This window comes from Plesiomonas sp. ZOR0011, from assembly GCF_000800945.1.
GTDB lineage: Bacteria > Pseudomonadota > Gammaproteobacteria > Enterobacterales > CAMTGL01 > Plesiomonas > Plesiomonas shigelloides.
Map to the genome: position 1 here is coordinate 1 of NZ_JRKB01000064.1, position 13,316 is coordinate 13,316.

A 13,316-nucleotide genomic window follows, 5' to 3' on the forward strand; every position below is an offset into this window, starting at 1 on the left:
TGTCTTCTGTCTTCTGTCTTCTGTCTTCTGTCTTCTGTCTTCTGTCTTCTGTCTTCTGTCTTCTGTCTTCTGTCTTTTTCTTAGTGAGCTTTCGCTTGGGCGCGTAACCGCAATATAAGCAAGTTGTGGCATAGTTGTGGCGTGGCTGTAAAATATCGCTTGACCTTCCGCCTGCTGGAAGCTTTAGCCTGCATATACGCAACGCAGAGTGAACCGTGGATAAACAACAGGAGCGGCTATGCAGCGCAGAGACTTTCTAAAACTGGCCTCTATCGTGGGCCTCAGCAGCAGTTGGAGTGGCATGGTGTGGGCCAAATTGGGCATTCCCTCGCGTGCCTTACCTGTCCCCCCGCTGGTCGTGGCTGATGCAGAGCAGCCGGTGGCGCTGACCTTACAAACCGGCACCAGTTATTGGCATGCCGGATTACCGACCCCAACGTGGGGCATCAATGGCCCGTTTCTGGGACCAGCGCTACAGCTACAGCGCGGTCAACGCACTGCGCTCAAGGTGATTAATCAGCTACCGGAAGCGACCACTATTCACTGGCACGGGCTGGAGATCCCCGGCGATCAAGATGGCGGTCCACATCAGATGATCGCTCCGGGAGCGAGTTGGACGGCGCAGCTGACGCTGGATCAACCTGCAGCGACCTGTTGGTTCCACCCGCATCCGCATCAAGTGACCGGACGTCATGTCGCCATGGGGCTGGCCGGTTTATTACTGCTGGAAGATGACGAGAGCCGCCGGTTAGCGCTACCCAAAGAGTGGGGCGTGGATGACATTCCACTGATCTTGCAAGATCGCCGTTTGCAGGCCGATGGGCAGATAGATTATCAGCTGGATGTGATGAGTGCGGCGGTCGGGTGGTTTGGTGACGTGATGCTGACCAATGGCGCGGTGTACCCACAGCATCGAGCACCGAAGGGATGGCTGCGTCTGCGGTTATTAAACGGCGCCAATGCACGCAGCATGAAATTAGCCTGCAGTGACGGCCAGCCGTTGCAGGTGATTGCCAGTGACGGCGGCTTTTTGGCTGCTCCGGTTGCTGTACCAGAGCTGGAGTTGCTACCCGGTGAGCGCTTTGAAGTGCTGGTATCGACCCACAACGGCAAGCCGTTCGACTTGTTGCTGTTGCCCGTCGGTCAGATGGGGATGACTTTAGCGCCGTTTGATAAGCCGTTACCGGTATTGCAAATCCAGCCGAGCGAACAAACGGGCGTGACCGTCTTGCCGGCTAGCTTAGTGGCATTACCGGCGTTAGTGACGCCATTGCCAGCGGTGACACAAACCTTGCACCTGAGTATGGATCCGGAGCTCGACCGATTAGGGATGCAGGCGCTGATGGATAAATACGGCCCGGCGGCGATGGGCTCGATGATAGGCGTGCATGCTATGCATACCATGCACGGCATGCCGAGTGCACCGGCGGCCAGCGCCGCGAAAACGGTCAGTGATCCGCATGCCGGCCACGGCGGTAGCCCTGCTCACGCTGCCCCTAGCAAGGCGGCGAGTGAGAGTGTCAGTGATGAGGGCGCGATGAGTATGCCGGCCATGGCGCATGGTGAACATGCCGGCCATGATATGGCCGCTGGGCAGCATGATATGAACGCGGCCAGCTCACCGCCAGATATCCTGCACGGCAACCGGATCAACGGCCAGACGTTCTCGATGACCACGCCGGCATTTCATGTCCCGCAAGGGCAGTGGCAGCGCTGGATCATCTCCGGTAAAGGCGACATGATGCTGCACCCGTTCCATGTGCATGGCTGTCGTTTCCGCATTCTGCGCGAAAATGGCCAGACACCGCCGCTGCATCGTCAGGGCTGGAAGGATATCGTGCGTGTCGAGGGCGATGAGAGCGAGATTTTGGTGCAGTTTCGCTTCCCAGCAGGTCAGGCTCATCCTTACATGGCGCATTGCCATCTGCTGGAGCACGAAGATACCGGCATGATGCTGTCTTTTACCGTGGGTTAACGCCTCAATGAGCCAGTAACTCTGCGATGTGAGTGTGATAAATGCGAGAGAAACAGCCGGTAGTTTTCTGACCGGCTGTTTTTTTTATGTGCAGAGCCGGAAAGGGGGATGACAGGCGACGGCGAATCCGTATAATTAATAGAAATGATAGTTGTTATCACTCGTGTTACTTAAATCGAACGGACTGTCAGACGGCATATTCGCCTTCGGCGTCAGCATACTCCAACGATAGCTCACATAACGATAGGGATAAAAGAACAGATGAAGCGTACGTTTAGCTCTCTGGCATTACTGGCTGCCACCTTGGTTTCCGGCACTGCGCTGGCCGCTGACAATGAAGTGAATGTGTATTCTTATCGTCAACCGTATCTGATTGAGCCGATGCTCAACGAGTTCACCAAAGAGACCGGCATCAAGGTCAACATGGTGTACGCCGAAAAAGGTTTGGTGGAGCGCCTTAAGCGTGAAGGTGAGTTGAGCCCTGCGGACGTGGTGCTGACCGTGGATATCAGCCGCGTGATGGAAGTGGTGAATGCCGGTTTGGCGCAGCCACTGCAAGATGCGGTGCTGGAGAAAAATATCCCCGCGCAATACCGTGACTCGGATGGCCGCTGGTTTGCTCTGACCCTGCGTGCGCGAGCCATTTACTCCTCGAAAGATCGCGTAGGTCCTTTGCCGCTGAGCTTTACCTATGCGGATCTGGCCGATCCGAAGTACAAGGGTAAAGTGTGTGTGCGCTCCGGTAAAAACGCCTACAACGTTTCTCTGGTGGCCTCGATGATTGCCCATCAAGGGGTAGAGAAAACCCGTGCGTGGCTGGAAGGCGTGAAGGCTAACTTGGCGCAAAAACCACAAGGTGGCGATCGCGATCAGGTGAAAGCCATTAAAGAAGGTGTGTGCGATCTGGCGCTGGGTAACAGCTATTACTTAGGTAAGATGCTGGAAGATGACAAGCAAAAGGCATGGGCTGAATCGGCGATCATTAACTTCCCGAACCAGCAGGCTGATGGTACGCACGTGAATATCAGTGGTGTGGTGCTGACCAAGTATGCACCAAACAAAGATAACGCAATCAAACTGATGGAGTTCCTGAGCGGCGATACTGCGCAGCACATGTACGCGGAAGTGAACTACGAATACCCAGTGAAAGCCGATGTAGCACCATCGGAGCTGGTGGCGTCATGGGGCACCTTCAAGGCAGATAAGCTGCCACTGGAGACCATCGCCAATAACTACAATCAGGCTCTGCAGCTGATTGATGAAGTGAAGTTCGATCTGTAAGTCGATTGACGGTGTTGTACACCGACAGGCAGACATTGATGCACAGGGACAGGGAGAGTTTCTCCGCTGTCCCTGTTGTCGTTGCTGCGCCGGCACAGACCTGATGATGAAGTTGTATCATGCGTAAACCGAAAAATCTGGGCTGGAGCCTTGCCGCATGGCTGTGCGGGCTCTTGCTGGTCGTTCCGATTGCGGCCATTTTCTTTGAGGCGTCGTCGCCTTCCGGTGAGCTGTTTGGTCACCTGTGGGACAGCGTACTGAGCAGTTATTTGACCAACTCGCTGCTACTGGTGGCAGGCACGGTGGGCTTGAGCTTATTGCTCGGCTTACCGGCGGCTTGGTTGATGGCGATGTACCGCTTTCCGGGCCAAAAAGTGTTGCAGTGGGCGCTCTGTTTGCCGCTGGCGCTGCCCGGTTATTTGGTGGCCTATCTGTATACCGATTTGCTGGACTTTTCTGGGCCGGTGCAGGGCAGTTTACGCGCCTTGTTTGGTTGGCAGACCCTGCAAGATTACTGGTTTCCTCCGATCCGCACCTTAGGCGGCGCCTGCCTGATTTTGGCGCTGGTGCTCTATCCGTATATTTATTTGCTGACCCGTACTGCCTTGATGGAGCAATCATCGACATTGCTGCAATCGGCGCGTTTGCTGCGCGCCTCGCCATGGCAGGTATTGTGGCGGGTGTGTTTGCCGCTGGCGCGTCCGGCGATCGCCGTGGGGGCATCGCTGGTGGCGATGGAGACCTTGGGCGATTTTGGTACCGTGGCCTATTTTGCGGTGCCGACTTTAACCACTGCGGTGTATGACACTTGGCTGGGCTATGGCGATCTCAGTGCGGCGTCTAAAATCGCGGCACTGATGCTGCTGGCGGTGTTTGTGCTGGTCAGTTTAGAGCGTTATAGCCGGCGGCGTCAGCGCGTCTATCAAAAGCATATGGGGCGTGAAGCGCATGAACTGATGCCGCTGCATGGTTGGCGCTCTGCCGGTGCGCAGCTGTATTGCTGGACGCTGGTACTGTTGGCGTTTGGTTTGCCGGTCGGTAAATTACTGTATTGGGTGATGCTCTATTTTGAGCAGTCGTGGACGGCGCAGTTTTTAACGTACAGCTGGCACAGTCTGAGTGTGTCTCTGTTGGCATCCGGTCTGACCTTGTTGGTGGCGCTGCTGCTGAACTTTTATCACCGTTTACAGCCACGCAATTACAGCAGCGTGCCGATGCGTTTGGCCTCTTTGGGCTATGCGGTGCCGGGTACCGTGCTGGCGATTGGTTTGCTGATCCCGCTGACCGGCGCCGATCACGGGCTGAATGCACTGGCTAAGTCGTTGGGGTTGCCGCTGCCGGGGTTGGTGTTCAGTGGCTCGTTACTGGCACTGGTGTTTGCCTACAGTGTGCGTTTCTCGGCGATGGCGGTCGGTGGGGTGGAGAGCACCTTGGCCAAGGTGTCGCCGTCGCTGGATATGGTGAGTCGTACGCTGGGCAGCCGTCCGCTGTCGATGTTGCGGCGGGTGCATCTGCCGTTGCTGCGTCGCGGGTTATTGACCGCGGCAATGATGGTGTTTATCGAAAGCATGAAAGAGCTGAATGCCTCTTTACTGCTGCGGCCATTTAACTTTGACACGCTGGCCACCCATGTCTTTACCTTTACCTCCGATGAACAGCTGGAGCTGGCGGCGTTGCCGGCGCTGGTACTGGTGCTGGTGGGTCTGTTGCCGGTGATTTGGTTGAACTTGTCGTTACAGCGGAAGTCCTGATATGTATGCGTTATCTGCTACCGACCTGACCTGCCGTTATGAAGGCAAGGCGGTGTTGCAAAATCTGTCACTGCATGTGGCACCGAATGAAATTCTTTGTCTGCTTGGCAGCAGTGGTTGCGGTAAAACCACCTTGCTCAAAGCGATTGCCGGTTTGTTGCCGCTCAGTGATGGCGAGATCTTGATTGCCGGTGACAGCATGAGCTGCGCCGGGATGACGGTTGCGCCAGAGCACCGCCATCTGGGCATGATCTTTCAAGACTACGCGCTATTTCCGCACTTAACCGTGGAGCAAAATGTTGGCTTTGGTTTGCATGGGCAACCGAAAGCGCAGATCCGCGCGGCGGTCGCGGAGATGCTGGCGTTGGTGCGGTTAGATGGGCTGGAAAAGCGTTTCCCGCACGAGCTATCCGGTGGCCAACAGCAGCGGGTGGCGATCGCGCGGGCGCTGGCCTGCAAGCCGGCGTTGCTGTTGCTGGATGAGCCGTTTTCCAACATCGATACGCAGGTGCGTTTTGCCATGATTGAGGAGATCCGCCGGATCTTAAAAAATCGTGGGGTGGCGGCCATTTTCGTTACCCACAGCAAAGAAGAGGCTTTTGCCTTTTCCGATCGTATGGCGGTGATGAACGAAGGGCGCATTGCACAAATCGGTGAGCCGTCGGCGCTGTACCATCAGCCGCACAGTCGCTTTGTGGCCGATTTCCTCGGCTCGGCCAATTATCTGGTGGCCACGGTGGGCGAGGATAAGCAGACGCTGGATACCCTGCTGGGGCGCTTTACCTTCCCTGAAGTATTGCCGTTTGCTGCCGGCAGTGAGGTGGAGTGGATGCTGCGTCCGCAGCAGATGCAGCTGCGTGCCGATCCGAACGGTGAAGCGGTGGTGATCAGTCGCCAGTTCCTCGGTAGCATCAGCTGTTATCATGTCGAGCTGGCGGGGGTGTGTTTGATGATCCACGCCAATACGCCATTGCAGCCGGGTGAGCGTGTGCATCTGGCGGTGGATTGCCAAGTGCCGGTGTTGTTTGCTCGTTAAGGTGCTCGTCAGTTAGTAGGCGCAAAAGAGTGTCTCTTTTCGGTTAACTCTGGTTAATCGGGAAGAGGCGTCTTGTGTTGCTGTGTGCTGGTTCGTTTTTTCTTCTCTTCTCTTCTTTGCTTTTCCCTTCTGAGTTTTTCCTGCTTGCAGGTCTCTGTTCTCTTGGCCTTGTTTCTCTTGAGGAGAGCGCAGGGAAAAAAGCATAGCTCTGGCGATTAAGTTAGACCGTTTTTAGCCAAGAAAATTGATGATTATTTATGCGCGAACGTAACCAAATATAGGCGCTTAACTGGCGGATTTGACCGGTTCTGTTCGACATATTCTGTTACCGCTTTCACCGCCCTTTACATCTAGGGATGCAACTAACCGTGAGCGAACATGAACAGCGGTAACCGGTTGTAAGGTGGCGGTGCAATTGGCTTACGCAGTACGTCATCGGTGGCGCTGTTTCTTGCGGGTAACGGTATCTTTCTGTGATCAGTTTTTTCATCCCAATGAGGTTTTAAGCTGGGTGGAACTGATTGAGCGATAAACACTTTTTTACGCAATGCGCCAGCGTCAGGCTAGCATCGGCCAGTGCGCTGAGTAGACTGCCTAATCAAGACGTGCTGCCTAAAACAGCCATCGTATTTGGGATGCGAGTGGTGTTTTATGTCGGTCACGCCGCGAACTTAGACTCAGGCAAGGATTGTTTATTTGGCCGGCAGAGTCACGTGACTAGCGTGATGTGTGTAACTGCGGAAAATGCCTGATGATTCAGTCCTATGTCTTCAGAATGATAACGAGGCGCGCAATGAAAAAAACAGTAATCGCTCTGGCCCTGGCCGGCATGGCATTCGCCGCATCTACCCAAGCAGCTCCTCAATCTGGTACTTGGTACACTGGTGCCAAACTGGGTTGGAGTCAGTACTACAGCCTGTCTGACGACAGCAACATGACCGTAACCGACACCAAGAAAAACAACGTGGGTGGCGGTATCTTCGGGGGCTACCAGTTTAATCCATGGTTAGCTGCTGAATTGGGTTATGACTACATGGGTAACATGCGTGTGCATACCCTGCATGATGGCGACGGCCGCTTCAGCAGCCAAGGTATTCAACTGACCGGTAAACTGAGCTATCCGCTGCCAATTTGGAACAACAGCATGGATATCTATACCCGTCTGGGGATCATGGGCTATCGTGCTGATATGCGTAATCTGGATAACACCCACTTTGATCACAACGGTGACAAGTACGGTGTAGCGCCAGTGGCGGCATTGGGTGCGGAATACGCCTTCAACGACCACTGGTCTGGCCGTATGGAATACCAGTGGGTGGGCAAAATGGGTAAAGAGTCCGATACCGGTATGAAAGCCGATAACGGTATGCTGAGCTTGGGTGTTGCGTATCACTTCGGTGAAGCTGCGCCAGTGCCAGCGCCAATCCCTGCTCCGGCGCCAGAAGTAGAAACCAAGCATTTCACACTGACTTCTGACGTGCTGTTCAACTTCAACAAAGCCACTTTGAAGGCCGAAGGTCAGCAAGCGCTGCAAAAACTGTATAGCCAAATCGGTGACATGGGGCTGACTAATCAGAGCATGATTGTGATTGGTTATACCGACCGTATCGGCTCTGATGCTTACAACATGAAGCTGTCTAAAGAGCGTGCGCAGTCTGTAGCCGACTATCTGGAACAACTGGGTGCGCCAGCGAACATGATTAGCGTGGAAGGCCGCGGTAAAGCGGATCCAGTAACCGGCACTAAATGTGACGGGATCCATAACCGTAACGCGCTGATTGCTTGCTTGGCTCCCGATCGTCGTGTAGACATCGAAGTTCAAGGCACTAAAGCGCAAGTGGTTGATGTACAACAGGCGCAATAAGCGTACGTTGAACCTCTCTGTGTAACACCAGTTATCATCAATCTGAAAATCCTCGTCTGGCCTTGGCCGACGGGGATTTTTTTATGGTGCTGGCGGGAGGTAGGTGCGAGAGCGGCAGTCGACCGGAGTCTCTGGTATACTTGCGCGGTCCGGAGTGGCGTGCTGTGTGTCCGCACGGGGCGCCAGTCAGCCCGGTCACACTCTTAAACCGGTTGGCGTGCGGTGGAACTGTCTTGCGGTGGAACTGCTCGCGGTGGAACCATGCGCGGCAACCTCAATAACGTTATTGAAAATCAACTGGATAAAATCAATGAAACATACCGTTGAAGTCATGATCTCCGAGCAGGAAGTCAAAAACCGGATTGCTGAACTGGGCGCCCAAATCACGGCGCATTATCAGGGTAGCAATGACTTGGTGTTAATCGGCCTGCTGCGCGGCTCATTCATGTTTATGGCGGATCTGGCGCGCAGTATCGATCTGCCGCAAGAAGTCGACTTCATGACTGCATCCAGCTATGGCAACAGCATGAACAGCAACCGTGATGTGCGGATCCTGAAAGATCTGGATGATGACATCAACGGTAAAGATGTGCTGATTGTCGAAGATATCATTGATACCGGTTATACCCTGAGCAAAGTGCGTGAGATTTTAAGTCTGCGTAGCCCGAAATCCTTGGCTATCTGTACGCTGCTGGATAAACCAGAGCGCCGCGAAGTTGAGGTGCCGGTGGAGTGGGTTGGCTTTACCATCCCTGATGAGTTTGTGGTGGGTTACGGCATCGATTATGCGCAAAAATACCGTAATCTGTCGTACATCGGCAAAGTGGTTCCGCAAGAGTAAGCCTGCGAATGCCAGAAATTTCAGCGTGCTGATGTTCGTTTGTTAATGTCAGCTTGCTAATCAGCGCCTACGGGCGCTGATTGATTATTACTCTTAGATTTAAGCGCGCTTTATTCTTGCTCGGTCGGTAGCACTTGGTGTTGCTGAATAAAGGTCGCCATCGCGCTGCGATAATTCATCTCTAACGTCTCACGACTGGTTGCGCTGACTTTCAGATCGCGCAGCAGACCGTCTTGCATCCCGTAAACCCAGCCATGCAGCATCACGTTCTGATCGCGCTTCCACGCTGATTGGATGATGGTGGAGTTACCGAGGTTATACACCTGCTCAATCACATTCAGTTCACTTAACATATCACCGCGCTGATCATGCGGGATCTTGCCCAGCAGGTGGCTATGCTTGTACCAAATATCGCGGATATGCAGCAGCCAGTTGTTGATAAGGCCCAGTTCAGGGTTATCGATTGCCGCTTGTACCCCACCACAGCTGTAGTGACCGCAGATAATGATGTGCTCAACTTGCAGCACGTCTACGGCGTATTGCACGACCGACAGGCAGTTAAGATCGGTATGGATCACCAGATTGGCCACGTTACGGTGCACAAACAGTTCACCCGGCGCCATTCCGGTTAGGCGTTCGGCCGGCACGCGGCTATCGGAGCAACCAATCCACAAATAACGCGGCTTTTGGGTCTGGGCCAACCGTTCAAAGTAGGACGGGTCTTCGTTGCTGATATTTTCGGACCAGATCCGGTTATTGTGCATCAGGCGTTCGATGTTGTGCATTGGTGGCGTCCCTGTTAAGTCAGCGTGTCTTGCGTATAATAAAGCTTTGCCAATATAAGGTAACTGACGGGAAAAACAAACGTTAACTGTTACCAAATACCGCACGGTGAATCAGGAGCACAGAGCATATGTATGCGCTGGAAATAAAAGGCTTAACCAAAACCTACAGCAACGGGGTGCAGGCACTGCGTGGCATTGATTTACAAGTGCAAGCTGGGGATTTTTATGCCTTACTCGGCCCTAATGGCGCGGGTAAATCGACCACCATCGGCATCATCAGTTCGCTGGTGAACAAAACGGCCGGCAAGGTGAGTGTGTTTGGTCATGATATCGATACCGATCTGGTTAATGCCAAACGCCAACAAGGTTTGGTGCCGCAGGAGTTTAATTTCAACCCGTTTGAAACGGTGTTGCAGATAGTGGTGAATCAGGCCGGTTATTACGGCATCACGCGCCAAGAAGCATTGGTACGCGCCGAAAAATACCTGACCCAACTGGATTTATGGGAAAAGCGCGATAGCCGCGCACGGATGCTTTCCGGTGGGATGAAGCGTCGCTTGATGATTGCGCGCGCTTTGATGCATGAGCCGAAACTGTTGATTCTGGATGAACCGACGGCTGGGGTGGACATCGAGTTGCGTCGTTCGATGTGGAGTTTTCTGCAAGAGCTTAATGCGCAGGGCACTACCATCATTTTGACGACTCACTATCTGGAAGAAGCCGAGATGCTGTGCCGTAATATCGGCATTATTCAAGGTGGCGAGCTGATTGAAAACACTTCGATGAAATCGCTGCTGGCGAAGCTGGAGAACGAGACCTTTATCTTGGATCTGGCACCGCACAGCCCACTCCCTAATCTGACCGGTTATCAGGCAACGCTCTTGGATACCAATACCTTGGAAGTGGTGGTCGCGCGTGAGCAAGGGCTAAACGGCATTTTCTCTCAGCTAAGTCAGCAAGGTATTCGTGTGCTGAGTATGCGTAACAAAGCCAACCGCTTGGAAGAGCTGTTTGTCACGTTGGTTCGCGGTGAGCAAGAGGGAGAGACGCCGGTATCTGACGCGGCGGCTACACAAGAGGAAGAGCAGGCATGATGCGTTTATATTGGGTTGCGCTGCAAAGTATTTGGATTAAAGAGATCACCCGCTTTATGCGGATTTGGGTGCAGACGCTGGTGCCGCCAGTGATCACCATGTCGCTCTATTTTGTGATTTTCGGCAACTTGATTGGCTCGCGCATTGGCGACATGCATGGGTTTACCTACATGCAGTTTATCGTGCCGGGGCTGATCATGATGTCGGTGATCACCAACTCGTACTCCAACGTAGCGTCGTCGTTTTTTAGCTCCAAGTTTCAGCGCAACGTGGAAGAGCTGCTGGTGGCACCGGTGCCGACTCATGTGATTATCTGGGGTTATGTCGGTGGTGGTGTGGCGCGCGGTTTGTGTGTCGGTGCCATGGTGACGGCGGTGTCACTGTTCTTCATTCCGCTGGAAGTGCAGCATTGGTGGGTGGTGGTAACCACGTTACTGCTGACGTCTATCGTGTTTGCCCTTGGTGGCCTGATTAACGCAGTGTATGCCCGTACCTTTGATGACATCAGCATCATTCCGACCTTTGTACTGACTCCATTGACCTATCTGGGCGGCGTCTTTTACTCCCTGACCTTGCTGCCCCCGTTCTGGCAAGGGGTATCGCGCTTAAACCCGATTGTGTACATGATCAGCGGTTTTCGTGAGGGCTTTCTCGGTATTTCCGACGTCGGTTTACCGATGACCTTCGGCGTGCTGCTGATGTTCGTTCTGGGGCTGTATGCCTTTGCGTGGCATCTGATTTCCCGTGGCGTGGGGTTGCGCAGCTAATGTTGCTAATGTAACTCATTTAGTGCAATGCATCGCGAGCTTTGATCTGTACGCGCTTAGCTTGCCAAGATGGGGATATTTCCTTTTCAATCCCGCCCGACAGGCATGCCTGCGGCGGGATTTTTTGTGCTCAGCGCTGGGTTATCCGATGCTGCCTTAAGCCAGCATCGGACAACTGACGACCTGATTGCGCCCTTGCTGTTTGGCGCGATACATCGCCTGATCGGCGCGATTCAATGCCGATGACAGGCTCTCTGCTGCGTGATTAGCGACAATCCCGATACTGACGGTTACCGGCTCGCCGTGGGCAAAGGGATGCAAAGCGATCTGCTGGCAAAGTCGTTTGGCTTGCTGCTCAATGTGCTGCAACGGGTAACTGTGCAGCGCGATAATAAATTCTTCCCCACCCCAGCGAGCAATCATCGCGATATCAGGCATATGTTTACGCAATAACGTGGCAATAGTGGCTAGCACCTGATCGCCGCTATGATGACCAAAGTGATCGTTTATTTTCTTGAAATGATCGATATCGATAAACAGCAAGCATAACTTCCCAGCCGTCGCGTGATATTGCGGCCATAGCGTTTCGAGATGCTTTTGTGCCCAACCTCGGTTATAGAGTTGGGTGAGCGGATCTTCGCTGGCCAGCTTGGCGGTGCGGCGCAGTGCATGTTTGAGTGCTTGGGTTTTGTGGTTGATGCGCCATTGCATCAAGGTACGGTTTGCCAAGTTCTCTTCTTGCATCTGGCCGAGCATCAGTAGAGGCAAACCAATCGAGATAATCAAAATCGCCCAGTAAGCTAAGCGGTGACTATCAACGGATAGTGCATGAAACAGCAGATTGTGTGAAGACAGGGTGAGCCCTTGCAAACCGAGCAGAAAGACGCAGGCGGTAGCGCCTAGATAGCGAAACTGCAGGACCAGCCACACCGAACAAACAAAGATCAGCACACTGAAAATAGGGTGATAAATAGCCAGTAAGAGTGGGAAAGGTAGCAACAGCCAGGCGCTGTAGTGTACCCATTTTACCTGCAGTCCTCGGTATTGTTGCAGCATCAGGGTATACAGCAAGGGAACTAATAAGAACATCCCTAGCGTGTTATTTAATCCTTGGGTCAAGATATAGCATAGCCAGTTAAGCTCGCTATCAGAGGCGGTCAGTTGGCGGCGTTGAGCGATGAACACTACGCCTTGTAAAGCGGCGCTGATAAAAGGCACGGTACAGCACATCCACGTAAAACGCAGCAACATCGGTTGGCTCCAACGCGCCCAGATTTTGCCTGGAATGCGCCAGATCCGAAAGCCAAGCCACGCCTCAAAACAGTCAATCAGACTGGCCAGGATACTGGATGCGAGACTATTGCCAAGTTCGGTCAGCCCTTCATTCAATGAGCCAATATCTTGCACATTAAATTGCAGATACAGGATTTGTTGATCGGTGCTCAGCAGCGAGTAATACCCGTTGACGGCAAATGAGGCGCAAAAAATCCAAGGTAAGGCTCGCTTGCCGTAACGGCAATACATCAATAGACCGATACCGGCTGGTAACCACAACAGTGCCAAGCTTTTGGGTGCCAGCTCCGTTAACTGTATGCTCAAGTAGCCAAAGCCAATATAACTGATCGCCCAGGCAAGCAGAGCCAGACATGAAGAACGTGCTAGACGGTGCATAAATAATAAAGGTGATAACCCAAAAGCGGTATCTTACATTACAGTTCGTTCTTTTCAGAGTTTTGCTTTAGTTTGTGTCGCTTATTTATAGTTTCATTGTGTTAATTTATTAAATTTCGGCTATTAACGCTTTATCGTGGTGATTTTGCAGGGTTTTATTTTGTGATTTTTGTTGGTGATGATCACGGGCGGTAATAAAATGGTTGTGAATAGTTAACCGGTAATTAAGAAATTATATGCAGCGTCATGAT

At 53.1% G+C, this 13,316-nt stretch carries 10 protein-coding genes; 8 read left to right on the top strand and 2 right to left on the bottom strand.

The features are described 5' to 3' along the window. The first annotated feature begins 238 nt into the window (after positions 1-238). The 6 genes from cueO (at position 239) to hpt (ending at position 8,748) form a co-directional block, all read left to right on the top strand. Complete coding sequence (gene cueO / locus L975_RS11400; protein ID WP_039046744.1) at positions 239-1,975, top strand: multicopper oxidase CueO; 1,737 nt, start codon at positions 239-241, stop codon at positions 1,973-1,975. A 261-nt stretch (positions 1,976-2,236) separates the two neighbouring features. Then, positions 2,237-3,256, top strand: coding sequence for a Fe(3+) ABC transporter substrate-binding protein (locus L975_RS11405; protein ID WP_047708742.1), 1,020 nt, complete (start codon positions 2,237-2,239; stop codon positions 3,254-3,256). Positions 3,257-3,375: 119 nt separating this feature from the next. Further along, the gene (locus L975_RS11410; RefSeq protein ID WP_047708743.1) at positions 3,376-5,007 is read left to right on the top strand and encodes an iron ABC transporter permease; all 1,632 of its coding nucleotides are present in this window, start codon (positions 3,376-3,378) and stop codon (positions 5,005-5,007) included. Position 5,008: 1 nt separating this feature from the next. Next, on the top strand, positions 5,009-6,043 hold the full coding sequence (locus tag L975_RS11415) for an ABC transporter ATP-binding protein (protein WP_047708744.1): 1,035 nt from the start codon (positions 5,009-5,011) through the stop codon (positions 6,041-6,043). A 793-nt stretch (positions 6,044-6,836) separates the two neighbouring features. Then, positions 6,837-7,907: a porin OmpA gene (gene ompA, locus L975_RS11420; RefSeq protein WP_010862578.1), complete on the top strand. Its 1,071-nt coding sequence runs from the start codon at positions 6,837-6,839 to the stop codon at positions 7,905-7,907. Positions 7,908-8,217: 310 nt separating this feature from the next. After that, complete coding sequence (hpt, locus tag L975_RS11425) at positions 8,218-8,748, top strand: hypoxanthine phosphoribosyltransferase (RefSeq protein WP_010862577.1); 531 nt, start codon at positions 8,218-8,220, stop codon at positions 8,746-8,748. 110 nt (positions 8,749-8,858) lie between these two features. Here hpt and can read toward each other — a convergent pair whose 3' ends face one another. Next, on the bottom strand, positions 8,859-9,533 hold the full coding sequence (gene can / locus L975_RS11430; protein WP_010862576.1) for a carbonate dehydratase: 675 nt from the start codon (positions 9,531-9,533) through the stop codon (positions 8,859-8,861). Between the two features lie 128 nt (positions 9,534-9,661). On the opposite strand from can, the gene L975_RS11435 reads away from it, so the two are divergent. Together L975_RS11435 and L975_RS11440 are read left to right on the top strand one after the other, a co-directional pair. Further along, the gene (locus L975_RS11435; protein WP_052181431.1) at positions 9,662-10,627 is read left to right on the top strand and encodes an ABC transporter ATP-binding protein; all 966 of its coding nucleotides are present in this window, start codon (positions 9,662-9,664) and stop codon (positions 10,625-10,627) included. Next, a complete protein-coding gene (locus L975_RS11440; RefSeq protein WP_039045939.1) occupies positions 10,624-11,394 on the top strand; it encodes an ABC transporter permease in 771 nt (256 codons plus the stop codon). Before L975_RS11435 ends, L975_RS11440 begins: the two co-directional genes overlap by 4 nt. Before the next feature lie 156 nt (positions 11,395-11,550). Here L975_RS11440 and L975_RS17330 read toward each other — a convergent pair whose 3' ends face one another. Continuing rightward, positions 11,551-12,993, bottom strand: coding sequence for a diguanylate cyclase (locus L975_RS17330; protein WP_177326640.1), 1,443 nt, complete (start codon positions 12,991-12,993; stop codon positions 11,551-11,553). Positions 12,994-13,316 lie beyond the last annotated feature (323 nt).